This window comes from Haloarcula hispanica ATCC 33960 (genome assembly GCF_000223905.1).
Taxonomy (GTDB): Archaea; Halobacteriota; Halobacteria; order Halobacteriales; family Haloarculaceae; genus Haloarcula; species Haloarcula hispanica.
This window is the reverse complement of record NC_015948.1, coordinates 1871936-1895710: the sequence shown is the minus strand read 5'-3', so window position 1 is coordinate 1895710 and position 23775 is coordinate 1871936. Positions and strand designations below refer to the sequence as shown.

Sequence of the window (23775 nt, the reverse complement as noted above, 5' to 3'; positions counted from 1 at the left end):
ACGATATGTCGCCCAGCAAACCGTATAACGTTTTCCATGTACTCAGCCGTCAGAACGGCACGCTCTCGTCGGACGATTCGTCCGCATCGTCCGTCCGGAGTTCACCGGTTTTCCGGTACCGCGTTTCGAGTTGCTGGAGTTTGTCGTTGATACTCGTACTCTGGTGGTGGCCAGGGCTCACGCGGACGCGGACAAGGTCGTACTCGTGGCGGTCCGACAGCCCGTTCCAGGCGCGAAACGCGCCGACAGTCAGCGTGTCGCTCTGGGGGCAGAACTCGGTCGTCGGCGTGAACTCGGCTCGCAACACGCTCCTGTCGTCCGTCTCACGGCCGTAGCGGAAGCCCGCGTCCGGGTGCCGATGGTCGAGGTTCAGCCGTGCGAGGTTGTACCCGAAAGTCATGTCGTACACGCCGCGCTCGTCGAACAGGTCCATCGTGAGTCGGTGGAACGCGGCGTGGTCGGTGCCGGTCAGTACTGCTGTCTCAGACAGGAACGGGCCGGGGTCAGGGTTGTGTTCGGGAACGAACGTCCCGTAGCTATCGAACCCGACGTCTGAGCCGCCACGGAGGCCGGAGAGAAGGCTCATACTGAATCGAACGGGCGGCATCCATCAGGACCTACTCCCGAACGTGTTCGGGGGAACCCCCTCACCGACGCCCGGCGAACGCTCAGGTGATGCCAGCAACCACACTCGACCTGCGCGAGACGCCGCCGCCGGAGCGACACTCGAAGATACACGACTCCTTCGAGGCGCTGTCCTCAGGGGAGACGCTTCGGATTATCAACGATCACGAGCCAAAGCCGCTGTTCTACGAGATGCAAGCCGAGGTCGAGGCGTTCGACGCGGCGAATTATCGGTGCGAGCAGGACGGCCCACAGAAGTTCGTCGCCGACCTTCCGAAACAATGAGCGAATCTACCGTCACAGAAACGGAGCGAGCAACGCTCGACGGCGACGGGGACGGCCGGACGAGGTTGTTCGACGGGGAGCCAAAGACCATCCGGTTGACACTCGATGCGGGCGAGTCGATTCCGGCCCACAAGCATCCCGGTCGGGACATCGTGTTCCTCCTCCGTTCGGGCGCCGTGGACCTGACGCTCGGCGACGAGACGGTGTCGCTCTCTCCCGGCGACGTCGTCCGGTTCGACGGTGACCAGGACATCTCCCCCGCCGCAACGGCGGACAGCGAGGCACTGCTCGTTTTGGCGTCGTCGGAGTAGGCTCACTCGAACAGGGAAATCGCGGTTTCGATCCGCTCGTCGTCCGCACTCCTCGCCGCGTCCTGTAGAGTTGCCCGGGGGACGGCGAGCAATCGGTCGACGAGCCGTTCGCTCAGTTTTTCGACCGCAAGCTGCTGGTCAGCCGTCAGTTCACCGTCCTGCTGTAGCTGTGACAGCGTCCGTTCGAGTTGCTCCCGCTGAATCTTCGCACCACGGCTGTCGATACGAGCGATCGCTTCTTCGACGTCGACAGGCGGCTCCGTGTTCTGATTCATCTGTGCCAGATGACTGTCACTGTCGCGTCGTCGGTCTCAACACTTTCGTACTCGTATCCTCTGTCCTCGAGTTTCGGGTAGAGGTGCTGTGGGGCGCGGTCGTTGAACTGGACGAGGACGATGTCGTCGTCAAGGTCCGCAAGCCGCTCTAGTGTCTGCTTGAGCGGCTTTGGCGGCCCCAGCGACTGCACATCGAGGCGTTCCGTCGGCGCGTCACCGGGCGCACCAGTTTCCGAAATCAGGGCCGCGATTTGCTCTGTTGGCTGGTGGTTCGACGTCATGTGTTCGCGTTCGGTTGTGAACGGGCCGACCCTTTCCCCGAACATATTCGGCCACATTGCCAGCAGGGACAAGGTCGTACTACACAGCAATGAGCGGAATACCTGCCGACGTGGACGCAGACGCCGCCCCGCCGATGACGGTCCCGCTGCGTCATTTCGTCGTCGCGCTGGCGTTTCTGGTCGCCGGTGTCACCGTCGGCGTCGTCGAGGGCCGTGCTGGCCACCTCGCACAGGTCCACCTCCTGCTCGCGGGGTGGGTCTGTCTCACCATCATGGGCGCACTGACGCAGTTCGTCCCGGTCTGGTGTGGCATCGAACTCCACTCGCGCCGCCTCGCTGCAGCGCAGTTACCACTCGCTGCGGTCGGGTTCGCGGGTCTGGCCGCTGGCTTCCTGACAGCGACTCCTGCCCTGCTACCGGTCGCCGGCGCGTTCGCGCTGATCGGCGTCTGGACGCTCTGTTACAACATCGGACGGACGCTACTCGCTGCGGAGCCCGACGTCACGGCGATTCATTTCGGCTGGGCACTGGTGTTTTTCGCCCTCGTGACGGCCGCCGGGATAGTGTTGGCGCTGGATCACGCTGCCGGCGTCCTCCCGATTTTGGGAATCGGCCGGCAGGGGCTCTTGCTGGCCCACGGGACACTCGCCGTGTTCGGTGCTGTCCTGACGACTGTCGCGGGTGCACTGGCACAGCTCGCCCCGATGTTCACGCAGGCCGACACAGGCAGGGTCGATGCAGCGGTCCAGCGGGCGGAGACGGCCGTCTATCCGTTCGGCGTTCTTGCGCTCGCCGGCGGTCGCCTAGTTGGGTCACCCGTTCTGGCCCGGTTCGGCGCAGTTCTCGTCGCTGCTGGCCTTGGCGCGGTGGCGGTGCTCCTGGCACGACAGCTCGTCGGTGCGCGTGTCGAGTGGTCGCCGATGCTGACCCGCTATAGCGTCGCGGCGCTGTCGCTGTTTCTCTGGGCAGGGCTGACGGTGGTCGCGTGGTGGAACGACCCGCTGGCGTACGCCGGGCTGCTCGGTCAGCCGTCGACGGTGCTGCTCGTCGGCGGCGTCGGCTTCGTCGTCCTCGGGACGCTGTATCACGTCGTCCCGTTTATCGTCTGGGTCCACCGGTACAGCGACCGCCTCGGCTTCGAGGACGTGCCGATGGTCGATGACCTGTACGACCACCGAATCGCGGCAATAGATGGTGTGGCGCTGACAGTTGCGTACGGCCTCCTCGTGAGCAATCAGTGGCTCGAGACACCGGACAGCACGGCGTTAGTCGCCGGGGCGCTCGCGTTTTTCGGGACTGTCCTGTTCGCGGGGAACCTCGTCGCCGTCCTCGTCGAACACAGCCCGCAATCGCTACCAACACTCCTGACCGGTCGTGGACGCACGCCCGCCGAGGACCCGTAACTCAGTTCGTCGTGGTCGGCTGGTCAGTATACACCGAGTAGGTCAGAATAAAGAACCCAGCAGCGGTGAACAGTTCTTCGACAGTGACGCTCTGTGCGACCGGCATGCCGACGAACTGGTGGAGGCTGCCGCCGAGTATTGCACCCAGTGTGACGAACCCGATACCGAGACAGAGCGCTCGCATCGCCGGTGCCCGAGTGCGGCGGTATGCGCGGTATGTCAACGTCGTCAGTATCACACCGCAGAACAGCGTGACTGTCTTCATCCCGATTAACAACACTGCGTTCGCTCCAAGCATGGCTCTGATTGACACGTCCTGATAAATATACCGTCCGTAGCGTTTCCAGTCGGTGAGAATACCAGTGTCACGACACGATACGGACCAGTTGCCCGCTCCGGCCGAAATCGAGAAGCGAGAGGCGACGAGATTGCTGCGCGGGTACGTCGCGTGGTCACTACCGAACGTACAGCGAGTACAGGATGATACCCAGGCCGATGGCCGTCAGTGAACTCGACGTGAAGACGCTCACGGAGAGCAGTTGCTGACCGAGATACCTGCCGACAACGATATCGAGAACGCCACCAATAAATGCGCCAAGGGTCACCACACCGAACCCGTAGGTGAGCCACTTGTGCTGGGGGCTTTTCGTCCGGCTGTACGCCTGATACGAGTAGTACGTAATCAGTCCGCCAAGAATGAGGATCAGTGTCTTCGAGACGACGATGCCGACCTGTGAACTTGGAATGTGTACCATGGTTATGTCTCCTTTCGCACCTCGGACCAGAGGTTTTCGAGCCGTTGGTCCGGCGTCCGAGCGCGGTGTGAGATGTCGACGGTGAGCGACAGTTCCTCGTCGAGACTGATGACGACCTCCTCAAAGTCGATCGCGTATCGGCTCGCGTGTTGGCCGTCCGACCGGACTTCGACGCCCTCGTACAGCAACGAGGACTCGGTCAGTAGTTCGAGCTTTCGGTAGGTCGTCGATAGCGGTACGCCGCTCCGGTCGGATATCTCGCTCGCCGTCAACGGTTCCTCCAGTACGCTGACAATGGCGCGACAGTCCTCGTCGTCGAGTGCGTCGAGGACCGTCTGTAACTCCGGCGTCTCCTCGTCAGCGAAGGGGTCCCGGACCATCCTTGCTCGACACTGCCCGCCCAAGACGTTTAATGTAACCGACTTGGGAGCGCTTACCGCCCGACACAGCCGACGTTTGCGCCACACAGCACGCAATATATGGGGGACTTATCTGTAACCGTTCGTTCGTTCCCAGCAACTGAGAACGCTTCTGTCGGTCTGAGAACTCCCTTCGGGGGTTTATACTGTGGTGTCTTATCCACAGTTGCTTATGGAAGACCAGATTGGCGCACCCGGATCGGGCATCTCCCGTCGTGACTTCGTGAAAGCCTCCGGCCTCGGTGGCACGGTCGCGCTTGCGGGCTGTACCGCCCCGGGTGAGGTTCCGACCGAAGAGTCAGTCGACACCAGCACAACTCCAGCACAATCCGACAGCGACCTCCCGACCACGTCGCCGCCTGAGATCGTCAACGTCGACGAACAGGGTGGCGAAGTGACGCTCTCCTCTGTCCCGGCCAAGCACGAGGCCCATCCCGGCGAGTCGATGGGCGGCCCGGTCGAACTGCCAAAGGTGTGGGCGTTCAAGGCCGACGACGGCGAACCGAGCGTTCCGGGACCGATTCTCCGGACGACGGAAGGCGAGGACATGGAGGTCACCTTCGACAACACGGACGGCATGCGCCCGCACACGGTCCACTTCCACGCCGTCCAGAAGCAGTGGGAAGACGACGGCGTCCCGACGACGACGGGCATCCGCATCGACCCCGGCGAGAAACACACCTACACGATCCCCGCGAACGTGACGGGCACGCATCTCTATCACTGCCACTACCAGACTCACCGCCACATCGACATGGGGATGTACGGCATCTTCCGCGTCGACCCGAAGGGCTACGAACCGGCCGACAAGGAGTACTTCATGACGCTGAAGGAGTGGGACTCCCGACTCAACCGTCAGATGGCCGGCATGGACGCCAGCTACGATGTTCGCAACCGTCGCCCCGATACGTTCACGGTCAACGGCAAGTCCGCGCCGCGGACGCTGCATCCCGAGGACGGCTCGCCGATCATCGTCGAGCAGGGCGACACGGTGCGTATCCACATGTGTAATAACGGGTACATGGACCACCCGATGCACATTCACAACCACCGGTTCCAGGTGACCCACAAGGACGGCGGGAAGATTCCGGAAGCCGCCCGCCACGACCAGGACATCACCAGCATCCCGCCCGCCGGTCGGCACACTATCGAGTTCGAGGCCGACGCCGACCCCGGCATCTACCTCGCGCACTGTCACAAGGTCAGCCACGCGATGAACGGGACCTCCTACCCCGGTGGGATGATCACCGGTGTCGTCTACAAGGAGGCGATGGACACCGACATCTTCAAACAGCTGATGGACTACGCCGGCTACGAAGCGTAAGACGGCGTTTCGATAGGCTGCGTGAGTTGATTGGTCTTTTCGCGGGACATCTCGGCTACATTCGAATAGCAGACTTTCCTTTTAAGCCACGCAGGCACGACCCGTTAGTAAATCAGATACTGCTATACCAAAATTCGGAGTTCGGCTATTGCGACCACTTCCGGCAGCCACGAGCAACTCGACTGTGACCGCTATCCTCCAGTCTCACTCTGTGCTTGCACAGCTCCCGCCCAGCGTCTGGACGGCAAACGCTGTATTCCAATCGAACTGAAACGCCGTTGACCGAGTGGTTCCCAGTAGCTGAGAACACGCTAGTCCCGTTTTTCTTGGGGAGTCTAACAGAGGGGTATGGAAGAGTTCGACCACGAGGTAGACGCCCCGCGCGGCGCAACGAGTCGCGAGTGGGAGGTGTTCGTCCGCGAGGACACGGCGGACCCGCTCACCCACGTCGGCAGTGTCAGCGCGCCGTCCGCCGACATCGCCAGAGAGCAGGCAGCGTCGCTGTTCGCGCGGACGGCCGTCACACTGTGGTTGTGTCCTGCCGACGAGACGCACCGCTACCAGACGGACGAGGCGACGCTCGGAACGGGGAACGCGGGGGACGACGCCACTATGAGCGTCGACGAGATGGAGTCGGAGACGCTCCGGGGTGAAAACCGATGATTTCGGTCTCGAAACTGCTCTGTGACCTCGACGCTGAGGGGGACGGCCTCCGGTACGACGCGGCCAACGAGTCGACCAAACGCCAGATCCGGGACGAGAAGCAGCGCCGGCCCGTCGTCGTCTGGAACGTCACCAAGCAGTGCAACCTCTACTGTGATCACTGCTATGCTGCCGCCGACACCGAAATCGCCGACGGGGAGCTCTCGACCGCGGAGGGGAAAGCGCTGCTCGATGACCTGGCCGACTACGGCGCGCCGGTGGTGCTGTTCTCCGGCGGCGAGCCGCTCGTCCGGCAGGACCTCGAAGAACTGGTCGCCTACGCGAACGAGGTCGGCGTCCGACCGGTGCTTTCGACCAACGGGACGCTCATCACCGAAGAGCGCGCCCGGTCGCTCAAGGACGCCGGGCTGAAATACGCTGGCGTCTCAGTCGACGGGCTGCCGGAGCGAAACGACGACTTCCGCGGGGTCGACGGCGCGTTCGAGGGCGCGGTTCAGGGGATAGAGAACTGCCTCGACGCGGGCCTGAAGACCGGACTCCGGTACACGATCACCGAGCGCAACGCCGCGGACCTGGAGGGCGTCGTCGACCTGCTGACCGACGTGGGCGTGGACCGCTTCTGCTTCTACCACCTGGACTACGGCGGCCGCGGGACCGAGATTGTCGACGCCGATCTCACGCCCGAGGACCGCCGGCAGGCGGTGAAGCGAGTCTGTGACATGACTCGCGAGTACCACGACCGCGGCGAGGAGATCGAGACGCTACTGGTCGGTAACTACGCCGACGCGGCCTACCTCGTCGAGTACGCCCGCGAGCACATGAGCGAGGCACAGGCCCAGCGGGTGTACGAGTACCTGCGGGTCAACGGCGGGGACCCGACCGGCGAACGCGTCGCCGACGTGGACTATCAGGGCAACGTCCACCTCACGCAGTTCTGGCAGGGGTACTCGCTGGGGAACGTCCGCGACCGCTCGTTCGGCGCTATCTGGGAGGACGAGTCGAACCCGCTTCTGACGGCACTCCGCAACCGCGAAGAGCACCTCACGGGGAAATGCGCCGACTGCCGCTACGCCGAGGTCTGTCGCGGCGGGTCCCGGCTCCGGGCGCTCACCGTGGAAGACGACCTGTTCGCCCCGGACCCGCAGTGTTACCTGGAAGACGAGGAGATCCACGGGTCGCCGCCGTTCGACACCGGTGAGCGCTCGGTGGCGAGCGGGAGCTCGGCCGACTGAGTCGGCAGCGTCTAACCCCATTTTAATCCCCACCAAGCTGAGGGGGCTCACTCATTCCTGCACACCAGTAATTGCAACATGCGACCGTCGATTGACGGTCGTATCGTCGGGAAGCACACGCTCAGTCTCGTGGGACAGATGGGCGTTCTTCGGGCACTCGGCCGCCTTGGACACGGCGGCCGGTTTGTTCTCTGTGAGAACGGGGGCGGACCGGGGCGTTTTTGCCCTGCCCCCCGTTATCGATACCTGTGCAGTCGGTTGAGCTACACGCGCACTCGTCGCTGTCGTACGACGGCCGGGACCCGGTCGAGCTCCTCTTAGAGCAAGCCAGCGCCGTCGGACTGGACGCGCTGGCCGTGACTGACCACGACGAAATCGACGCCAGCCTCCGGGCGGCCGAACTCGCCCCGGAGTACGGCCTCGTCGGGATTCCCGGGATGGAGGTCACATGTGCCGCCGGACACGTCCTCGCTCTGGGGATTCAGGAGGCGATTCCGCCACACCTTCCGTTCGAGGAGACGCTCGACCGCATTCGCGATCAGGGGGGACTCGCAGTCGTCCCACACCCGTTTCAGGAGTCCCGCCACGGCGTGCTGGAACACATCTCGAAGGCCGAACTCGCGACGGCCGACGCCATCGAAGTGTACAACTCGCGGCTGCTGACCGGACGGTCGAACCGGCAGGCCGAGCGGTTCGCCCGTCGCAACGGGTTGCCGATGACCGCCGGCAGTGACGCCCACATCGCGGAGATGGTCGGGCAGGCAGTCACCAACGTCGGCACGGACGAACGAACGGCCGACGCGATTCTCGACGCCATCCGCCAGGGCGAGACGACTGTCGAGGGCAAGCGGACGCCGTGGCGGATTAGCTTCCGGCAGGCCGCCGGCGGGGCGAAGCGACGCGTCAAGAACGGCATTGCGGAACTACTGCAGTGATGCAGGGAGCTGACCCAGATACCGTCGCCGACGCCCTCGACAGCGGCGACGCGCTGCCGGGAAGCGGCGGGTTCGCGGGCGAACTGGACGGAACGCTCCTCCGGGACGTTCTCGGGCGATACCCGCTGTTCGTGGAGCGGACTGTTTCTGACGGGGAGCCTCTCGACCCCGGGCAGTGGAGCCGCGACCCCACCGCGCTGGCCGATCCGCGGTCGTTCCCCGCCGGTCATATTCGGGACGACAACGGGACCCGGCAGCGGTGGTCGCTCCCGTCGCCCGACCCGTTCAGCGACCGCGAGACAGCCATCAATCGGGTTCGCGAGGCTGTCGAGACGAGCATCGACGCCGTCGACACTGATTCTCTCGCTATCGCGTTCTCAGGCGGTGTGGACTCGGCGCTGCTCGCGGCTCGTCTCGACGCGCCGCTGTACGTCGCGGGCTTCCCGGACAGTCACGACGTTGAGGCCGCTCGGTCGGCCGCCGACCTGCTGGGGACCGAGGTCCGTGTGGTCGAACTGACTCACGAGGCTATCGAGCGGGCGGTCCCCGAAATCGCCCGTGCCACCGGACGGACGAACGCGATGGCGGTCCAGATTGCGCTCCCGCTGTACCTCGCCGCGGAACGGGTCGCCGCCGACGGCTTCGACCGGCTGGCGCTCGGCCAGGGGGCCGACGAGCTATTCGGCGGCTACGCGAAAGTCGCCAAGGCCCCCGAGGACCCCCGCGTAGAAGCCGACACCGTCCGCGGGGCACAGCGGGAGGTCATCGCCTCGCTCCCCGACCAGCTGGAGCGGGACGTGCTCGCCCTGCGGGCCGCCGGCGTCGAACCGGTGACGCCGCTGTTACACGACCGCGTTGTCGAGGCCGCGCTCCGACTGGACGGCGACCTGCTCGTCGACGGCGAAACGCGGAAGGTCGCGCTCCGGGCGGCAGCGCGCGGATCACTCCCCGACGAGATCGCAAACCGGGACAAGAAGGCCGCACAGTACGGCTCACTCGCCGCCCGGGAACTGGACCGTCTGGCCCGACAGGCCGGCTACAAGCGCCGGATGGACGACCACGTCACGCAGTACGTCGAGTCGCTCGTGGAATGACACGGGCGGTGTCCTTGCAGTCAGCCCCGTGAATAATAATATGTAATTAGGTTTTAGTGTGCGGCGTCGATAGTTGTTCTCGAATGATAGGTGTTCGATGTGAACGCCGCCCCAGCGAATCCCTGGCAGTACAGTGGGGTGGGCCGTAATGACACGACACCGGCGGTCAGTCGTCAAGGCCGTGAGCTACCGACTATTCGCGACCAGCGTCGTGTTCGGCATCGCCTTCCTGTTTACCGGTGAACTCGGGTCGTCTGCGAAAATCGGGCTTTCAGCGGCGGCTGCTAAGACAGTCCTGTACTACGTGTGGGAACGACTCTGGGCGAACATCGACTGGGGAGTCAGTGAGGCGTAAGTCACTCGCCGACAGCACCGATTGCCTGCTGGCCGACCTCGACCACGTCAGCCGGGAGTTCCTCGCTCCGGTCCTGTAAGTCGTCAATAGAAAACCATTCCCAGTCATCAGCTGGTTGTTCGCCTGGCCCCGGTGTGATGTCGCGGCTATCTGCCCGGCCGTAGAAGATGAAGTCGATGTGCTGGTGGCCGACCTCGCCTTCGGCGTTCACGTTGATGTCCTCCAGCAGGAAGTGCTGTGGTTGGGGCATCGACTGGACCGTTTCGCTTTCGATGTCCTGCTGTGGGGCAATGAGGGCCACGTCGAGGCCCAGTTCCTCGCGCGTCTCGCGGAGCGCGGCCTCGTGGGGGAGTTCGTCGCGGTCGATGTGGCCGCCGGCGGGCAGCCACATGTCGAGCTTACTGTGTTCGTGGAGCGCGACACAACCCTCGCTAACGACGTAGACGGTCGCGACAAAATGCCGAGTAGTTTCCATACCGACGGCACGGCACAGTCGGTGGTTTAGGTTACGATACCGGTTACGGGTGGATGTTGTCCTCAGCTTCCAGCAGTTCGTGGTAGCGGTTGCGGATGGTGACCTCGGAGATATTGGCCACTTCGCTGACCTCGCTCTGAGTCACCTTCTCGTTGGTGAGCAGCGAGGCGGCGTACACCGCAGCGGCGGCGAGGCCGACCGGCGACTTCCCGGAGTGGACGCCCTCTTGCTTGGCGTTCTGGAGCAGCTGGCGGGCGCGCCGTTCGACCTCCTCGGAGAGGTCCAGGTCCGACGCGAACCGCGGGACGTAGCTCTCGGGGTCGGCCGGCTGGATTTCGAGGCTGAGTTCGCGGACCACGTAACGGTAGGTCCGGGCGATTTCGTCTTTCTCGACGCGCGAAACGCCGGCAATCTCATCGAGCGACCGCGGCGTCCCGGCCTGTCGCGCGGCGGCGTACAGCGACGCCGTCGAGACGCCCTCGATGGAGCGGCCGGGCAACAGGTCTTCGTCCAGTGCGCGACGGTAGATGACGCTGGCCGTCTCGCGGACGTTCTCGGGCAGTCCGAGGGCACTCGCCATGCGGTCGATTTCGCCGAGGGCCTGTTTGAGGTTGCGCTCCTTGGAGTCGCGGGTACGGAACCGCTCGTTCCAGGTGCGCAGTCGCTGCATCTTCTCGCGCTGGCGCGAGGACAGGGAATTGCCGTACGCGTCCTTGTCCTGCCAGCCGATGTTGGTCGAGAGGCCCTTGTCGTGCATCATGTTCGTCGTCGGCGCACCGACACGGGATTTCTCGTCTTTCTCCTTCGAATCGAACGCGCGCCACTCGGGACCGGGGTCGATCTCGTCCTCCTCGACGACCAGCCCACAGTCCTCACACACCGTTTCACCGCGCTCGCTGTCGGACAGTAACGACCCGTTACACTCCGGACAGACGAGCGTCTCCGACTCCTCTTCGTCCGTCTGCTCTGTCTCCGTCTCGCGCTCGTTCGAGTATCGGCGGATGCTGGTATCGGTCATTTGTTGGGGGTGGGACAACCGGGTATCGTACCCGAAAAACGTGTTGTAGCCTACTGTTGTATCTACGGCGACTTAAAACTTTTGTCCGTTTCAGAAGTCCAATTTTCCGAAGGGGAAACAAGAGTTGGCAATTCTTGTGTATTCGCTTCCACAATTATTAACTATGCTATATATCTGCCCGGTGTTTCGAAACGCTTACCGCGCATCCAGCACTCCGGCCCGACATGAGCGACCCCGCCGTCGATCCCGAGGAGGTCCGGCACGTCGCCGACCTCGCCCGTGTCGACCTCGCAGACGACGAGATCGAGCGGTTCACCGAGCAGCTGGGCGACATCCTCGACGCGTTCGAAGCGCTCGATGACGTCCCAGAGACAGAACGCGAGGCCGAACTCTCGAACGTGATGCGCCCCGACGAGACACGCGAAAGCCTCTCACAGGAGGAAGCGCTCCGGAACGCCAGCGACACCGAGGAAGGGCAGTTCAAAGGGCCGAAGGTGTCGTAGATGACGGCGTACAACGGCTACATCACCGACGAGACCATCGAGGGCGCGGACGACGGCCCGCTGGCGGACAAGACCGTCGCGGTCAAGGACAACATCTCCACCGAGGGCGTCCGGACGACCTGCGGTTCGGCGATGCTCGAAGACTACGTCCCGCCGTACGACGCAACGGTCGTCGAGCGCCTGAAAGACGCCGGCGCGACCATCCCCGGCAAGACGAACATGGACGAGTTCGGGATGGGGACGACCACCGAGACGTCGGCGTTCGGGCCCGTTGAGAACCCCGTCGCCGAGGGCCGGGTGCCGGGCGGTTCCTCCGGTGGCTCGGCCGCTGTCGTCGCCGCTGGCGACGCTGACCTCGCACTCGGCAGCGACACTGGCGGCTCTATCCGCTGTCCGGCCGCCTTCTGTGGCGTCGTCGGTATCAAGCCGACCTACGGGCTGGTTTCCCGATACGGCCTCGTCGCCTACGCCAACAGCCTCGAACAGATCGGCCCCATCGCGCCGTCTGTTGAGGGCGCTGCGGAACTGCTGGATGTCATCGCCGGGCCGGACGAACACGACGCGACGACGCAGGAAGCGCCCGAGAGCGACGGCTCCTACGCGGCGGCCGCCGACGGCGACGTCGACGGACTCTCTATCGGCGTTCCGACGGAACTGCTGGACGGGGCCGACGAGGACGTCGTCGAGACGTTCTGGGCGGCGATGGACGACCTCGAAGCACAGGGTGCGAGCTACCACGAGGTCGACCTCCCCTCCGTCGAACACGCTGTCGAGGCGTACTACGTCATCGCGATGTCCGAGGCCTCCTCGAACCTCGCGCGGTTCGACGGCGTCCGGTACGGGCAGTCCGGCGGCTACGACGGCAACTGGAACGAGTCCTTCGCGAACGCCCGTGAGGAAGGCTTCGGCGAGGAGGTCAAGCGTCGGATTCTCCTCGGAACCTACGCCCTTTCGGCGGGCTACCACGACAAGTACTACAAGAAGGCCCAGGACGCTCGTGCGTGGGTCAAACAGGACTTCGACGAGGCGCTTGAGGACGCCGACGTGCTCGCCTCACCCACGATGCCCGTCCCCCCGATGAAACGCGGCGAGAGCCTTGACGACCCGCTCACGATGTACCTGGCAGACGCCAACACGACGCCGGTGAACCTCGCGAACCTCCCGGCCGTCTCCGTCCCCGCCGGCGAAACCGACGACGGGCTACCTGTGGGGCTGCAACTGGTCGGCCCGGCGTTTGGTGAACGCGAAATAATTCGGGCCGGCAGCGCGCTGGCCTGAGGCAGGGCCGGACCCTCCCGTACGCTTTTTGTTCGTCATAACGAACGAACAATTATGGCTCCCCGCCCGTCCACTACGTGGTCCCTCCGCGCACGCCTCCTCGCGCTCGTAGTGGTGCTCGTCGCCTTTGACGCCGTGGCTGTCGCCGTCACGTACGTGCTGGGCCACGTCGCGTTCGGTCTCCTGCCGCTGGTCGGCTACGATACCGGGACGCTGTTCTGGACGATGGGGTTCGATATCGTGCCGCTGTGGCCCGTCGTCCTCGTCGGGACGCCGCTCGTGCTCGCCGTCCAGTCCATCTACGGCTACCGGATGACGCTCCGGGATTCCGGAACAACTGCGACCGAATCTAGGGCGTCCGATCCTGAATCCGTCGACGCGATGCGGGCGAAGATACGGCGTAGCGAAACCGCCGACCGCCTCCGAGAGCGAGTGGCTCGGCTGGCACAGACGGCGGATATGGTGACACCGGACGTGACAGTCATCGACTCGGAGACGCCCAACAGCTACGTCGCCAGCCGGCCCGGCGAACAGACGCTGGTCGTGACCACGGCGCTCGTCGACCAGCTCGACGACGCGGAACTCGACGCCGTCATCGCCCACGAACTGGCCCACCTCAAGAACGGCGACGCGTTCGTCATGACTGCGGCCGCGTTCCTCCCGACCGTCAGCGCGCTGTTTACTCGCACGCTCGGAAAGACGCTGCAGTACTCGATGTTCTTCCACTGGTTCCTCGGCGGCGACGACGAGGACGGGACGTGGGTCGCTGGCGGGAACATTCACCTCGTGATGCTGCTCTTCGCTGTCATCGCGATACCGGTCACGGCGACGCTGTATCTCGCCAGCACAGCCTGTTACCGGCTCCTCTCACGGATTCGGGAGTACGCCGCGGACGCGGGCGGTGTCGCCATCTGTGGCTCCCCGGCAGCACTCGCCAGCGCGCTGGAGACGCTGACAGACGACCAGCGTCCGACCACAGACATCCGAACCGCCGAGACCGGTGTTCGAGAACTCTGTGTGATCCCACACGCCATTGCGTCCGACGAGCAAACTCCGCCGGAGGGGCGGGCCGAACGGCTCGCTCACCGCTGGCGGAGCGTCTCCGAGCGGCTGCTGCCCGGGTCGCATCCAGATGTCGCTGACCGCATCGCTGCTCTGGAGGACCACCAGTCCGCCCTCGACCGGCGCGGGCAGCCGTGACGAAGGGGTACAGTTTACTCGCCGGCGACCCGAGAGAGCGTATGAGCGACGACGCCGAGGGGCGACTCAGCTGGCTCCACTGGCCAACGGTCCTGAAAGGGCTGGCGCTGGGAGTCGGGGCCGGCCTGATACTGGCCGTGTCACTGGGGGATTTCTATCTTGGAATACTGCTTGGCACACTCAACGGGCTCGCTTTCGGTATCGGCTGGTCGCACTCGCGGGCCTGAGTTACGCGACGCAGACGCTGTGCCGGCGACAGCTACAGCACGCTGTCGTACACGTCGGCTAGTTTGTCGATAGCGTGCTCGACGCTGATCACGTCCCGCCGGGCGAGACAGCGCTCCCGAAGGTGTTCGCGTTCGTTGAGGACGCGCTCGATAGCCCGACGGAAGCCGTCGATGTCGCCTTCGTCGTAGGAGTAGCCGGTTTCGCCGTCCTCGATAGTGTCGCTGAGTGCGCCAGCGTCGACACCGGCGACGGGCGTCCCACAGCAGTTTGCCTCCAACGCGACCAGACCCTGCGTCTCGACGGGGCTGGGGAACGCGAACACGTCGAGTGTCGAGTACAGTTCGGGCAGTTCTGCACGGTCAAGAAATCCGAGAAACCACACGTCGACGTCGCTGTGCTCGGCCGTCGCTTCGAGCGATTCACGGGCCGGGCCGTCACCGGCGAACACGACAGTCACGTCCAGCCCCTCGCAGGCGGTGATGATGTCCTCAAGGCACTTCTCGTAGCCGTGGCGGCCGGTGTAGCCGACGATAGGGCTATCGGGGAGGTCGTAGCGGTCCCGGAAGTCGGCCGTGTCGACCGGTTCGAACACGGTCGTGTCGACGCCGTTCGGAACGACGGTCACTGTCGTATCGAGGCCGATAGCCTCCCGGAGGTGAGTCGCCGCGCGCTCGCTTGGCGCGATCACGGTGTCGGCACGGCCCAGGAACCAGCGTTCGTAGCTCTCGGCGCTGGAGCGGACCGCTGACTCGACAGCGCCGTTGAACGAGACGTACTCGGCGTACTCGCTCGTCGGCGTGTGATACGACGCGACGAACGGGATGTCGAGTTTGCCCGCGAGTCGCTGGCCCGCCATCCCGAGGCTGAAAGGCGTGTGGGCGTGGACCAGTTCGGCGTCCCGGACACCCTTCGGTATCTGTGGCATCCCCAGGCGAAACCCCTCGTAGAAGGGGAACGGAAGGCTCCGGACCGGATACTCGTTCTCTGATGGGTCGTGATTGCTTTTCGGGTAGACCACGCCCATGCGACCGCCGCGGTCGCGCCAGCGGTCCCGCCACGTCTGGACCGTGTAGGTCACCCCATTGACGGTCGGCAGGTACGTGTCGGTGAACGTCGCGACGTGCGGCAGTGTCATCGCCGCGGCGTAGCAGGACCAGGCCTTAAACCGTTGCCATTGGCACGCCATCAGTCAGACAGTTGTCACTATCTGGCGGGTGCCAGAGTTCTTTTGGGGGACCGTGGCACAGTTGAGGTAATGGATCGGGACGGCTGGCTGTACGCCTGGGCAATCGCATCGGTCGCGTTTGGCGCGGGCTCGTTGCTCGTTCCACTGTATTTCGTCGCCATCGGCGGCGAGACGTTCATGCTGGGCGTCCTCGCCGGGGTGGCCGCCGCCGCGGGTGCGCCGGGGGCACTCATCTTCGGACGCGTCGCTGACAAAACGGGGAAGCGCCGGTCGCTCGTCCTCCTCGCACTGGGGCTGGCGACTTCCGCGTTGTTGCTCGTCTTGCTCACCGAACAGCCGTGGCTGGTCATCGTCGGCAACGGCCTGCTGTGGTTCGCGGCCGGCGCTGCCGCGCCGGTGCTGACGCTGCTTGTCACCACCGGAACCGTCGAGCGGGACTGGCCGGCCCGGTTCGCCGTCCTGAACCGCTACCAGGGCTGGGGCTGGGCCGGCGGGTTAGTCCTCGGTCTCGTGTGGACGGCGCTGCTCTCCGGACCTCTCGGAGAGATCCCCGCACAGCAGTCGCTGCTGTGGCTGTGTGCGGCCGCCGTTGGCCTGTCGGCGTTCTTCGGGGCGAAGTGGCTGCCGTCCGACCCCGACGAACTCGACCGGCCGCGGGCCGGTCGGATGGCGCGGGCCATCGCCCGGTCGCGCCGGCTCCCGGTCCGAAGTGCGACGTTCCCGGTCGGTCCGGGGCGGCTGTACTGGCTCACGCGGTCGATACACCCCCGAGAAGTCGCGGCCCGGTTCTCCCCGTCGCTGACCATCTACTTCGGGGCCGTCATCGCCTTCTTCGTCGGTTTCGGCGTGTTCTGGGGGCCGTTGCCGCTGTATCTCTCGCGGACGCTCGGCTACGAGTCGGGACTCGTCTTCGCGCTGTATCTCGTCTCCAGCGTCGGCTCGGCGCTGTGGTACGACCGCGCTGGCGCACTCGCCGAACGCTACAGCCCGAGCGGGCTCCAGGTCGGGGGCCTGCTGGCCCGCGCCGCGCTTCATCCGGCTGTCGCCGTCGTGGGGCTCTTGCTGTCTGCGACGCTCGTGGGAACGATCCTCAACGGTATCGTGTTCGTCCTCATCGGCGTCGCCTGGGCCGTCATCGCCGTCACCGCGGCCAGCGTCGTCACCCAGCTCGCGCCGCCGGCGATTCGCGGCGAGGCGCTCGGGCTCTACACCGCTATCTCCGGGCTGGCAAGCGGCATCGGGTCGCTACTCGGCGGCTGGCTCGGCGGCTACGACTTCCTGCTCGCGTTCGCCGTCGCCGGCGCGCTGGTGTTGGTCGGTGCGGCACTGGTCGCGGTCGTCTGGCGGCGCTCGCCAGCGGTGTCGGTCGACAGCGAGCCGCTATCGGCATAACAATCGTCGGCTTCGAACGACCCTCAGGCTAGCTCTTCGTACGTCTCGACAAGCCGCCGGCTGACCCGGTCTAAGCTGTGTTCTCTGGCCGTCTCTTTGGCGTTCTCGCCCAGTTGCTCCCGCAGGTCGGGGTTCTCGGCGAGACGCTCCAGCGCCTCGCGGAACTCCGCTTCGTCCGCACAGATGAGACAGTCGTGGCCGTCCTCGTAGTACTCCCGGAACACCGGGATGTCCGAGAGGACGACCGCCTTCCCGCAGGCCATCGCCTCCAGCACGGCGATGCCCTGGTTCTCGGCCTTCGTCGGGAACAGGTACACGTCACCGGCCCCGAACGCCCCGCGGATGTCCTCGATCCATCCGGTGAAGGTCACGTTCTCGGGCGGGTCGTTCACCCACCGCGAGACGGTCCTGGAGGCCTGTGGCCCGGCGTCGTAGGGGCCGAACCACGCGAAGTCGTGCTTCGTCTCTTGGGCGAGTTCACAGAACGTCGTCAGCCCCTTGCGCTCGAAGACGTTGCCGACGGCGAAGACGACCATCCCGTCGAGGTCGTAGCGCTGCCGGTAATCCTGGCGCAGGTCCTCGTAGCCCGCCAGTGCGTCGATGTCGACCCCGTTTGTCATCGGCCGTATCGGCGCGTCGACGGGATAGGATTCGAGGATATTCTTCGTGTATTTGGAGGGACAGAGGACGAGGTCGGCCTGGGAGTAGAACCATCGGAGGTAGCGACCCAGCGCCGGCGCGACCAGGTTCGACCCGCGGAAACTGTCCCGGAAGTCCTCGCGGGTGACGTGGGCGTGCAGGACGAGCGGGATGTCCGCCTGCGCCGCGTGCTGTGCCACGGCGACGGAGCCGGGTCCGATCATGTTGCAGTGGGCGATGTCGAACTCGCGGAACACCGGGTCGTTGAAGGCGATATTGCCACCCAGTGCCCACGCCGGATGGCCCTCCTGCCAGGGCGTCGTCTCCACCTCAATGTCGGTCTCGGACAGCGCCGCCCGCTGGTGGTCCACGGCGGTGCCGATGCCCGACCGGTCGAGGCGGTCGGCCAGTTCGAGATAGTTCAGGACGCGCACGTCTCGGGCAACTCTGTCGGGGCCGAAAATCCTATCGACTTCACTTGTGGAGGGTGTGATTAGAAGCGTTTACTTACCAAACAAACGTTCAGAACAGCCAGAAAGCCCCCGCGCTATCGACTCCCGCGGCTCGCTGTGCGCTTCCCTCGCTCACTCCGTTCACTCAGTCCAGTGCTTGCTTCACCGGGGTTCGTCGATAGCGCGGCCCCTTTCAGTCCCACCCGTGTCGGCTGGTCGAACAGTCACAGGTGGGACTGAAAGGGGCGAGACGCTGGGCGTTCGAGACGAAGCAAGCACTGCATGAGCGACGGTAGGGAGCGAAGAAGCGCGCAGCGAGTGCGCGGCGCTCCGCGCCGCGACCACTCGAACGGCGAGCGAAGCGAGCCGTGAGAGTCGCAGTAGCCCAGCGTCTCGGGGCTTTCCGGCTGTTCACAAAGCTACCAAATCGTACGGCGACCATTGCTAGCTCGTTCGGAAGGCATTTTCCCGCCGCCGACCCAGTACCGCCAATGACGGACGAGGCGACCATCGCCCGCGAGCGGATCGAGCGCCTTCAGTCGCTCGCTCGCGAGGCCGTCCAGGCCGGCAACGAGGAGCGCGCCCGGTCGTACGTCCGCCGGGCTCGCCGGGTCGCCGAACGCCACCGGCTGCGCCTGCCGCGGTCGTTCGAGCGGTCGACGTGTGACGCCTGCGACACGTACCTGCTGCACGGACACAACGCCCGATCCCGGACCCAGTCCGGCCACGTCGTCATTACGTGTGACTGTGGGTCACAGTCCCGCTATCCGTACGACTGAGGATTCTTTACGACTGCTGGTTTTAAGGGGCTGTCTTCGCTAAACGGTGTACATGAGTGACTCTTCTCGACAGTCGCGGATACACGACCTCGACGCGACGCTCCGCGTCGGCAAACACGGCATCGAATCCGTAGCGGACGAACTCGACGACCAACTGGAAAACACGGACCTCGTGAAGGTCAAGTTCCTCCGGTCGTCCCGGGGCGGCACGACGGCCGAGGAACTCGCTGACGACCTGGCCGAGATGGTCAACGCTGAGGTGATTCAAGTGCGGGGCCACACCGCGGTGTTCGAGAAATGATGCAGGTCCAACCGCTCACCGACCTACTCAATGGCTTCGGCGTACCGGCGGCCGGGTCCATCGCCTCGGCAGTGGTCTTCGTCGTCGCCTTCGTCCTCGTCTACGCATTGGGGAAGGCGATAGTGCTCCCCATCGTCGACCGCTCGCTCAAGTCACGGGACCTCGATACCCACGCACGGCGGCCGCTGAAGAAGGTCGTCAGCATCGGTGTCGTGTTCGTCGCCATCTCCGTCGCCTTCGGGATGGCCGAGTACGGGAACTTCCTGCAGTCGCTGGCAACCATCGCCGCCGCGGCGACGCTTGCCATCGGCTTCGCGATGCAGGACGTCATCCAGAACTTCGTCGCCGGCGTGTTCATCTACACCGACAAGCCGTTCCGGATCGGCGACTGGATCGAGTGGGACGGCAACTCCGGCGTCGTCGAGGACATTAGTCTCCGTGTTACCCGCGTCCGGACCTTCGACAACGAGCTGCTGACCGTGCCGAACTCGAATCTGACCGACGGCGTCATCAAGAACCCCGTCGCCAAGGAGCAACTCCGACTGAAGTTCGTGTTCGGTATCGACTACGACGACGACATCGACGAGGCGACTGAAATCATTCTCGACGAGGCTAGGGCACACCCGGAGATTATGGACGACCCCGAGCCATCGGTTCGCCTCGTTGAACTCGGTGACTCCTCCGTCGGACTGCAGTCCCGTATCTGGATCAAGAACCCGAGTCGGTCCGACTTCGTCAAGACGCGCGCCGAATACGTCAAGGCAGTCAAGCAACGCTTCGATGCCGAGGACATCAATATGCCGTACCCGAACCGGACCATCGGTGGCGGGCTGGAGATGACCGGACTCGACGGCGTCGTGGAGCCGGCCGACGACTGAACCGCACAGTAGCGTATTTTGGCTGTAAATGCCGGGGTATCTGGCTACCGTGTCGGTATCGCCATACTCGTGCTTCGGTCGCGGCCTCCGTCACCTCGGGACAGTAAGTCCATTCCGTTTACTGGCAGAACTAAGCCGCCGCTGTCGGACGGTTTGGGTGGAGAAGATCTGCGATGGGCGCTGCGGGATTTTCACCCGACTGCGAGACTCGCTCTCGCTCGTCTCGCGTGGTTCAAATCCCGCAGCCGACGCTCCTCACCGCTCACTGTCGTTCGCACAGAAATCACGGGCGCTGAGGGCGCTCGTTCGTGGGGCGAGCGAATCCCCTTGATAGGCGTGAGGCAACCGACTTCGAGCGCTCTTAGATACACCAAAAAATACAGTAATCTGTGAATCCATAGGTTTCTGTATGCCTAGTATCACCGTCAATGTGGACAACGACCTCAAGGAGCGAATGGAGAGCCACCCGGAGATCAACTGGAGCGAGATCACGCGACAGGCCATCGAAGAAAAAATCGAGGCGCTCGAAGTGATGGACGAACTCACCAGTGAGAGTAATCTCACCGAGAGCGACGTACAGGAAATCGCCGACAAAATAAACGATAGCGGACGTAAGCGCGTTGACGAGGAATCGGCATAGACACGACGAATGAAGCTGGTCATCGACGCCAACGTTGTCATATCTGCACTCATCGCTGATTCGAAAACGCGTGAGCTCATCGTCACGCTCGAACCCGACCTCCTGACACCCGCCTTCGTCTACGAAGAAATCGAGAACTACGAGGAGCTAATCGTGAAGAAATCTGGGATGGAGCAGGACCGAGTGACACAATTCATCGACCTCCTGTTCCAGTACATCGACGTTGTTCCTGCTGACGACTTCTACCAAGCTATCGAACGGGCAAAGGAAGCAATCGGTGACACCGACCCGGACGATGTTCTCTATCTGGCGTGTGCGATTGCCAACGATGCAGCTATCTGGAGCGATGATTCCGACTTTGACGACCAGGATCTGGCCGAGACTTACTCGACGATCGACGTGATTAACTCGTTTGACACCCGCTAAACGCCTGAATAAGGCTCTCAGCGGCGCGCAGTGGAGATCCTTCTGACCGGACAGAAAACATATACGAATCGCATCGGGAGCGAACTAACATGCCCAACCCCTCTCGAAGACAGATTCTATCTGGCCTCTCTACAGGTTTTGCCACACTGCTTGCCGGCTGTACGGCCGCCCCAGACGAATCAAACGCGACATCGACGACAACCGCCGATGGCAACTCCCCAACCGAACCGACCCAAGCGGTGCCGGAGTTCCCCGGTGACACTGCCTCGGAGGCGTGCCCACCGTTCGATGACGCCGCCCAAGTCGTCTGCTATGAGGCGGTCGATCCTGAGGCGATGCCAGTGGTCCTCGTTCCAGAAACCCAGACCGTCCAACTGGATCAACCAACCGATTTCACGCTCAGAAACCGGAGTGCACAGCGGTTCGAGGCGAACTTCTACAACTGGCAACTGTACAAACGAGTCGATGGCGGCTGGTACTATATCATGCCTCGGTCTACGCCACAACCACTGGCAATAATGGCGGCCGGCGAGGACCACACCTGGACGCTAACCGTTACGACTGGTAGCGTCAACGATGGCGCTGCCATCGACAGGGTCCAAGGGACGGAATCACTCTCAGCCGATGGGCTCGGCGGCGGGCACTACGCGTTTGCAACCGATGGGTGGTTCGAAGCAGGTTCCTACGAGGAGCCAATTGCGCTCGCGGCAAGCTTCGATTTGCAGGCCGATCCACTGCAGTTGACCACAACAGCCGCCATCGCCGAGACGGAATGGGACGGCGAGACGCTGGTTGCACGGTCAACCCGGGGTGAGGCTGACAACGACAACGATGAACACGATGCGTATATGCTCGAACGAATCGACGACTCCGAGCCCCATGCAGAGCAAATCATCATTGAGCAGGTTGTACGCGACGATCAGTTGCGCGATGCCATCGCACTGAGCCGGGAATACGACGCCGCCCGAGTCCGGATAGAAGAGTTCACCAGCTCCATCCCGCCCTTCGGACTTGACGATTCCCGCATCTACGAGTTCCAGGGAGAACGTTACCAGGTGACGACAAGGGCGGGCGACTCCACGTAGTGTGGTCCAGCTGATTCGTCGTGACACGCCTACTGAGCAGCTTACAAAACGTAACGTATCTGGAGCAAATGAGGCCGCTGTGCTGACTACACTCTCTGTATTCAGCCCGAACTACTTGACGAAGTTTAGGAAGGTTCTTGAGCGCCGTAAGTTACCCGACACAAGCGGTGGTAGCGTCGTAATTGGCGGTTGATTTCCCCGTGAGGTCCGTGTAGAAGTACGCGAATCACCAGACGACACCGCTCCAACTCAGAACCGTTCGATTGTCGAACGAAAGGAATCGAGGTAATAAAATCATATTTGGGGCTTAAACCCCTGTACGCGGAAAATTCGGATGAATTAAGCGATACGGGCGCTGAGGGATTTGAACCCCCGACGGTTTGGTCCGAAGCCAAGCACTCTGTCCAAGCTGAGCTAAGCGCCCTACGTACAATGGTATGATGACGTTATGGTTTAAACCAACCGGTTCCGCCGCGTGATGGGACCGCAGTCATGGGATTACTCCGAAACCGCTTCAGCAGTGTCGGAGTCGGTGTCAGCAGCGACCTCGGCCACGACAGCCTCCGTGTCAACGCCCCGTTCTTCGGCGAGTGCCTCGATGAGTGCGCGCTGTTCGGCCAGTTCCCGCTCCATCCCGTCGACGCGGGTGTTCGTCTCGTCGACGGTGCTGCGCAGGTCCTCCAGCTGCGTCTTCAGCTCGTTGACCTTCTTGTAGAGGTCCTCGGCGATGTCGGCGACCTTCTGTATCTTTTTCGCGGTGGAACCCAGTCCCATGGTCACGGCTACGGAGAGGCGACATTTCCTCGTTTCGCTCGAACGTCGCTGTTATGACGCCGCCGGACCGAGCAACGGTATGGACGACTTACGGCTCGCTCCGGCTGTCGGCATCGTCGGTTGCGTTCTATATCTCCTTGCACTCGCGGTCCCGTATGGCCTCGTCGAGACGACCAGTGCCGTGGGGGCGTACTACAGTTCAGGGGCGCTATCCCCGCTGCTACCGGGCGTATTCGCGCTCGTCTGCATCATCGTGCTGGCGGCCGGCCGCGAGGGTCGGTCGGACCCGAGTGTTGCGGCGGGGGCCAGCATCGGCATGGGCGTGTTCATCGTCGCCCTCAGCGTCCTCTGGGCAGTCACCGTTCCCGAGAGCCTCGTGCTGGGACTGACTGAGTCGACACTGATGGAGTACCACCGCTGGGGCGTCGTCCTCGCGAGCATACTCATCCCGCTCGGAGGGACGTGGTTCGCGCGGGCGCTTGACCTGCTGTAGGCCGGTCTGCCTACCGGCGCGTCGTCCAGCGATCTGTGGGCGCATCCGAAAGGCCCTTATGGGGCGGCGGCG

General features: G+C 63.8%; 32 protein-coding genes and 1 tRNA gene. 21 read left to right on the top strand and 12 right to left on the bottom strand.

The window, feature by feature from the left end; all coding sequences use genetic code 11:
• Positions 1-49 precede the first annotated feature (49 nt).
• On the bottom strand, positions 50-586 hold the full coding sequence (locus HAH_RS09500; protein WP_008313170.1) for a hypothetical protein: 537 nt from the start codon (positions 584-586) through the stop codon (positions 50-52).
• Positions 587-675: 89 nt separating this feature from the next.
• Here HAH_RS09500 and HAH_RS09495 point away from each other — a divergent pair, with 89 nt between their 5' ends.
• The gene (locus HAH_RS09495; protein WP_008313171.1) at positions 676-909 is read left to right on the top strand and encodes a DUF2249 domain-containing protein; all 234 of its coding nucleotides are present in this window, start codon (positions 676-678) and stop codon (positions 907-909) included.
• Positions 906-1220, top strand: a complete 315-nt coding sequence (locus HAH_RS09490) for a cupin domain-containing protein (protein ID WP_014040731.1) — start codon at positions 906-908, stop codon at positions 1218-1220. The genes HAH_RS09495 and HAH_RS09490 overlap by 4 nt, the downstream gene beginning before the upstream one ends.
• A gap of 2 nt (positions 1221-1222) precedes the next feature.
• On the opposite strand, the gene HAH_RS09485 is transcribed toward HAH_RS09490, so the two are convergent.
• Positions 1223-1495 (bottom strand): glutamyl-tRNA reductase, encoded by a 273-nt coding sequence (locus tag HAH_RS09485; protein ID WP_014040730.1) that lies wholly within the window; start codon positions 1493-1495, stop codon positions 1223-1225.
• A complete protein-coding gene (locus tag HAH_RS09480; RefSeq protein WP_014040729.1) occupies positions 1492-1776 on the bottom strand; it encodes a DUF2249 domain-containing protein in 285 nt (94 codons plus the stop codon). The genes HAH_RS09485 and HAH_RS09480 overlap by 4 nt, the downstream gene beginning before the upstream one ends.
• 89 nt (positions 1777-1865) lie before the next feature.
• Between HAH_RS09480 and HAH_RS09475 the strand changes: the two genes are divergently transcribed.
• Entirely contained in the window at positions 1866-3179 is a 1314-nt protein-coding gene (locus HAH_RS09475) for a hypothetical protein (RefSeq protein ID WP_014040728.1), read from the top strand.
• Position 3180: 1 nt separating this feature from the next.
• Here HAH_RS09475 and HAH_RS09470 read toward each other — a convergent pair whose 3' ends face one another.
• From HAH_RS09470 to HAH_RS09460, 3 genes are all read right to left on the bottom strand, one after another.
• Complete coding sequence (locus tag HAH_RS09470; RefSeq protein WP_023843329.1) at positions 3181-3477, bottom strand: DUF7521 family protein; 297 nt, start codon at positions 3475-3477, stop codon at positions 3181-3183.
• 157 nt (positions 3478-3634) lie between these two features.
• A complete protein-coding gene (locus HAH_RS09465) occupies positions 3635-3934 on the bottom strand; it encodes a DUF7521 family protein (RefSeq protein WP_014040726.1) in 300 nt (99 codons plus the stop codon).
• A 2-nt stretch (positions 3935-3936) separates the two neighbouring features.
• Positions 3937-4314: a helix-turn-helix domain-containing protein gene (locus HAH_RS09460; RefSeq protein WP_004591803.1), complete on the bottom strand. Its 378-nt coding sequence runs from the start codon at positions 4312-4314 to the stop codon at positions 3937-3939.
• Positions 4315-4525: 211 nt separating this feature from the next.
• Between HAH_RS09460 and HAH_RS09455 the strand changes: the two genes are divergently transcribed.
• From HAH_RS09455 to HAH_RS09430, 6 genes are all read left to right on the top strand, one after another.
• Entirely contained in the window at positions 4526-5677 is a 1152-nt protein-coding gene (locus HAH_RS09455; RefSeq protein WP_014040725.1) for a multicopper oxidase domain-containing protein, read from the top strand.
• Between the two features lie 348 nt (positions 5678-6025).
• Positions 6026-6340: an Htur_1727 family rSAM-partnered candidate RiPP gene (locus HAH_RS09450; protein ID WP_014040724.1), complete on the top strand. Its 315-nt coding sequence runs from the start codon at positions 6026-6028 to the stop codon at positions 6338-6340.
• The gene (locus tag HAH_RS09445; protein WP_014040723.1) at positions 6337-7572 is read left to right on the top strand and encodes a TIGR04347 family pseudo-SAM/SPASM protein; all 1236 of its coding nucleotides are present in this window, start codon (positions 6337-6339) and stop codon (positions 7570-7572) included. The genes HAH_RS09450 and HAH_RS09445 overlap by 4 nt, the downstream gene beginning before the upstream one ends.
• Positions 7573-7820: 248 nt before the next feature.
• A complete protein-coding gene (locus HAH_RS09440) occupies positions 7821-8507 on the top strand; it encodes a PHP domain-containing protein (RefSeq protein WP_014040722.1) in 687 nt (228 codons plus the stop codon).
• Positions 8507-9601: an asparagine synthase C-terminal domain-containing protein gene (locus HAH_RS09435; protein WP_014040721.1), complete on the top strand. Its 1095-nt coding sequence runs from the start codon at positions 8507-8509 to the stop codon at positions 9599-9601. Before HAH_RS09440 ends, HAH_RS09435 begins: the two co-directional genes overlap by 1 nt.
• Positions 9602-9749: 148 nt before the next feature.
• Positions 9750-9956 (top strand): DUF2061 domain-containing protein, encoded by a 207-nt coding sequence (locus HAH_RS09430; protein WP_014040720.1) that lies wholly within the window; start codon positions 9750-9752, stop codon positions 9954-9956.
• A 1-nt stretch (position 9957) separates the two neighbouring features.
• On the opposite strand, the gene HAH_RS09425 is transcribed toward HAH_RS09430, so the two are convergent.
• Positions 9958-10431: an NUDIX hydrolase gene (locus tag HAH_RS09425; RefSeq protein ID WP_023843328.1), complete on the bottom strand. Its 474-nt coding sequence runs from the start codon at positions 10429-10431 to the stop codon at positions 9958-9960.
• A 43-nt stretch (positions 10432-10474) separates the two neighbouring features.
• On the bottom strand, positions 10475-11449 hold the full coding sequence (locus HAH_RS09420) for a transcription initiation factor IIB (RefSeq protein WP_008313196.1): 975 nt from the start codon (positions 11447-11449) through the stop codon (positions 10475-10477).
• A 224-nt stretch (positions 11450-11673) separates the two neighbouring features.
• On the opposite strand from HAH_RS09420, the gene gatC reads away from it, so the two are divergent.
• From gatC to HAH_RS09400, 4 genes are read left to right on the top strand one after another with little or no spacing between them, the layout of a single operon-like run.
• On the top strand, positions 11674-11952 hold the full coding sequence (gatC, locus tag HAH_RS09415; RefSeq protein WP_014040718.1) for an Asp-tRNA(Asn)/Glu-tRNA(Gln) amidotransferase subunit GatC: 279 nt from the start codon (positions 11674-11676) through the stop codon (positions 11950-11952).
• Positions 11953-13230 carry an Asp-tRNA(Asn)/Glu-tRNA(Gln) amidotransferase subunit GatA gene (gene gatA, locus HAH_RS09410; RefSeq protein WP_014040717.1) on the top strand — a complete coding sequence of 426 codons (1278 nt, stop codon included), beginning with the start codon at positions 11953-11955 and terminating at the stop codon, positions 13228-13230.
• Between the two features lie 54 nt (positions 13231-13284).
• Entirely contained in the window at positions 13285-14430 is a 1146-nt protein-coding gene (locus HAH_RS09405) for a M48 family metallopeptidase (RefSeq protein WP_023843327.1), read from the top strand.
• Between the two features lie 41 nt (positions 14431-14471).
• Positions 14472-14657 (top strand): hypothetical protein, encoded by a 186-nt coding sequence (locus tag HAH_RS09400; RefSeq protein WP_044951910.1) that lies wholly within the window; start codon positions 14472-14474, stop codon positions 14655-14657.
• A 32-nt stretch (positions 14658-14689) separates the two neighbouring features.
• Here the strand turns inward: HAH_RS09400 and HAH_RS09395 are convergent, their stop codons facing one another.
• Complete coding sequence (locus HAH_RS09395; protein WP_014040714.1) at positions 14690-15793, bottom strand: glycosyltransferase; 1104 nt, start codon at positions 15791-15793, stop codon at positions 14690-14692.
• Between the two features lie 120 nt (positions 15794-15913).
• Here HAH_RS09395 and HAH_RS09390 point away from each other — a divergent pair, with 120 nt between their 5' ends.
• Positions 15914-17236, top strand: coding sequence for an MFS transporter (locus HAH_RS09390; protein ID WP_014040713.1), 1323 nt, complete (start codon positions 15914-15916; stop codon positions 17234-17236).
• A 23-nt stretch (positions 17237-17259) separates the two neighbouring features.
• Here HAH_RS09390 and HAH_RS09385 read toward each other — a convergent pair whose 3' ends face one another.
• On the bottom strand, positions 17260-18309 hold the full coding sequence (locus HAH_RS09385; protein WP_014040712.1) for a glycosyltransferase family 4 protein: 1050 nt from the start codon (positions 18307-18309) through the stop codon (positions 17260-17262).
• A 509-nt stretch (positions 18310-18818) separates the two neighbouring features.
• On the opposite strand from HAH_RS09385, the gene HAH_RS09380 reads away from it, so the two are divergent.
• The 6 genes from HAH_RS09380 to HAH_RS09355 all read left to right on the top strand — a co-directional run bounded on the left by HAH_RS09380 (position 18819) and on the right by HAH_RS09355 (position 22436).
• Positions 18819-19106: a ribonuclease P protein component 4 gene (locus HAH_RS09380; RefSeq protein WP_005538431.1), complete on the top strand. Its 288-nt coding sequence runs from the start codon at positions 18819-18821 to the stop codon at positions 19104-19106.
• A gap of 52 nt (positions 19107-19158) precedes the next feature.
• Complete coding sequence (locus HAH_RS09375; protein WP_008313216.1) at positions 19159-19407, top strand: YhbY family RNA-binding protein; 249 nt, start codon at positions 19159-19161, stop codon at positions 19405-19407.
• On the top strand, positions 19407-20285 hold the full coding sequence (locus HAH_RS09370) for a mechanosensitive ion channel family protein (protein ID WP_044951907.1): 879 nt from the start codon (positions 19407-19409) through the stop codon (positions 20283-20285). Before HAH_RS09375 ends, HAH_RS09370 begins: the two co-directional genes overlap by 1 nt.
• A 409-nt stretch (positions 20286-20694) precedes the next feature.
• Positions 20695-20925, top strand: coding sequence for a hypothetical protein (locus HAH_RS09365; RefSeq protein ID WP_044951905.1), 231 nt, complete (start codon positions 20695-20697; stop codon positions 20923-20925).
• A 9-nt stretch (positions 20926-20934) separates the two neighbouring features.
• On the top strand, positions 20935-21351 hold the full coding sequence (locus HAH_RS09360; protein ID WP_014040709.1) for a PIN domain-containing protein: 417 nt from the start codon (positions 20935-20937) through the stop codon (positions 21349-21351).
• A gap of 89 nt (positions 21352-21440) precedes the next feature.
• Positions 21441-22436 (top strand): hypothetical protein, encoded by a 996-nt coding sequence (locus tag HAH_RS09355; RefSeq protein WP_014040708.1) that lies wholly within the window; start codon positions 21441-21443, stop codon positions 22434-22436.
• Positions 22437-22785: 349 nt separating this feature from the next.
• Here HAH_RS09355 and HAH_RS09350 read toward each other — a convergent pair.
• A tRNA-Arg gene (locus HAH_RS09350) sits at positions 22786-22860 on the bottom strand.
• 74 nt (positions 22861-22934) lie between these two features.
• The gene (locus HAH_RS09345) at positions 22935-23210 is read right to left on the bottom strand and encodes a DUF5798 family protein (protein WP_014040706.1); all 276 of its coding nucleotides are present in this window, start codon (positions 23208-23210) and stop codon (positions 22935-22937) included.
• Positions 23211-23289: 79 nt separating this feature from the next.
• Between HAH_RS09345 and HAH_RS09340 the strand changes: the two genes are divergently transcribed.
• Positions 23290-23703 (top strand): DUF7548 family protein, encoded by a 414-nt coding sequence (locus HAH_RS09340; protein WP_044951903.1) that lies wholly within the window; start codon positions 23290-23292, stop codon positions 23701-23703.
• Positions 23704-23775 lie beyond the last annotated feature (72 nt).

Bases quoted from the DNA above. Each gene is read 5' to 3' on its own strand.
- HAH_RS09500 (WP_008313170.1), bottom strand. From the start codon at position 586: ATGAGCCTTCTCTCCGGCCTCCGTGGCGGCTCAGACGTCGGGTTCGAT.
- HAH_RS09495 (WP_008313171.1), top strand. From the start codon at position 676: ATGCCAGCAACCACACTCGACCTGCGCGAGACGCCGCCGCCGGAGCGA.
- HAH_RS09490 (WP_014040731.1), top strand. From the start codon at position 906: ATGAGCGAATCTACCGTCACAGAAACGGAGCGAGCAACGCTCGACGGC.
- HAH_RS09485 (WP_014040730.1), bottom strand. From the start codon at position 1,495: ATGAATCAGAACACGGAGCCGCCTGTCGACGTCGAAGAAGCGATCGCT.
- HAH_RS09480 (WP_014040729.1), bottom strand. From the start codon at position 1,776: ATGACGTCGAACCACCAGCCAACAGAGCAAATCGCGGCCCTGATTTCG.
- HAH_RS09475 (WP_014040728.1), top strand. From the start codon at position 1,866: ATGAGCGGAATACCTGCCGACGTGGACGCAGACGCCGCCCCGCCGATG.
- HAH_RS09470 (WP_023843329.1), bottom strand. From the start codon at position 3,477: ATGCTTGGAGCGAACGCAGTGTTGTTAATCGGGATGAAGACAGTCACG.
- HAH_RS09465 (WP_014040726.1), bottom strand. From the start codon at position 3,934: ATGGTACACATTCCAAGTTCACAGGTCGGCATCGTCGTCTCGAAGACA.
- HAH_RS09460 (WP_004591803.1), bottom strand. From the start codon at position 4,314: ATGGTCCGGGACCCCTTCGCTGACGAGGAGACGCCGGAGTTACAGACG.
- HAH_RS09455 (WP_014040725.1), top strand. From the start codon at position 4,526: ATGGAAGACCAGATTGGCGCACCCGGATCGGGCATCTCCCGTCGTGAC.
- HAH_RS09450 (WP_014040724.1), top strand. From the start codon at position 6,026: ATGGAAGAGTTCGACCACGAGGTAGACGCCCCGCGCGGCGCAACGAGT.
- HAH_RS09445 (WP_014040723.1), top strand. From the start codon at position 6,337: ATGATTTCGGTCTCGAAACTGCTCTGTGACCTCGACGCTGAGGGGGAC.
- HAH_RS09435 (WP_014040721.1), top strand. From the start codon at position 8,507: ATGCAGGGAGCTGACCCAGATACCGTCGCCGACGCCCTCGACAGCGGC.
- HAH_RS09430 (WP_014040720.1), top strand. From the start codon at position 9,750: ATGACACGACACCGGCGGTCAGTCGTCAAGGCCGTGAGCTACCGACTA.
- HAH_RS09425 (WP_023843328.1), bottom strand. From the start codon at position 10,431: ATGGAAACTACTCGGCATTTTGTCGCGACCGTCTACGTCGTTAGCGAG.
- HAH_RS09420 (WP_008313196.1), bottom strand. From the start codon at position 11,449: ATGACCGATACCAGCATCCGCCGATACTCGAACGAGCGCGAGACGGAG.
- gatC (WP_014040718.1), top strand. From the start codon at position 11,674: ATGAGCGACCCCGCCGTCGATCCCGAGGAGGTCCGGCACGTCGCCGAC.
- gatA (WP_014040717.1), top strand. From the start codon at position 11,953: ATGACGGCGTACAACGGCTACATCACCGACGAGACCATCGAGGGCGCG.
- HAH_RS09405 (WP_023843327.1), top strand. From the start codon at position 13,285: ATGGCTCCCCGCCCGTCCACTACGTGGTCCCTCCGCGCACGCCTCCTC.
- HAH_RS09400 (WP_044951910.1), top strand. From the start codon at position 14,472: ATGAGCGACGACGCCGAGGGGCGACTCAGCTGGCTCCACTGGCCAACG.
- HAH_RS09395 (WP_014040714.1), bottom strand. From the start codon at position 15,793: ATGACACTGCCGCACGTCGCGACGTTCACCGACACGTACCTGCCGACC.
- HAH_RS09390 (WP_014040713.1), top strand. From the start codon at position 15,914: ATGGATCGGGACGGCTGGCTGTACGCCTGGGCAATCGCATCGGTCGCG.
- HAH_RS09380 (WP_005538431.1), top strand. From the start codon at position 18,819: ATGACGGACGAGGCGACCATCGCCCGCGAGCGGATCGAGCGCCTTCAG.
- HAH_RS09375 (WP_008313216.1), top strand. From the start codon at position 19,159: ATGAGTGACTCTTCTCGACAGTCGCGGATACACGACCTCGACGCGACG.
- HAH_RS09370 (WP_044951907.1), top strand. From the start codon at position 19,407: ATGCAGGTCCAACCGCTCACCGACCTACTCAATGGCTTCGGCGTACCG.
- HAH_RS09365 (WP_044951905.1), top strand. From the start codon at position 20,695: ATGCCTAGTATCACCGTCAATGTGGACAACGACCTCAAGGAGCGAATG.
- HAH_RS09360 (WP_014040709.1), top strand. From the start codon at position 20,935: ATGAAGCTGGTCATCGACGCCAACGTTGTCATATCTGCACTCATCGCT.
- HAH_RS09355 (WP_014040708.1), top strand. From the start codon at position 21,441: ATGCCCAACCCCTCTCGAAGACAGATTCTATCTGGCCTCTCTACAGGT.
- HAH_RS09345 (WP_014040706.1), bottom strand. From the start codon at position 23,210: ATGGGACTGGGTTCCACCGCGAAAAAGATACAGAAGGTCGCCGACATC.
- HAH_RS09340 (WP_044951903.1), top strand. From the start codon at position 23,290: ATGGACGACTTACGGCTCGCTCCGGCTGTCGGCATCGTCGGTTGCGTT.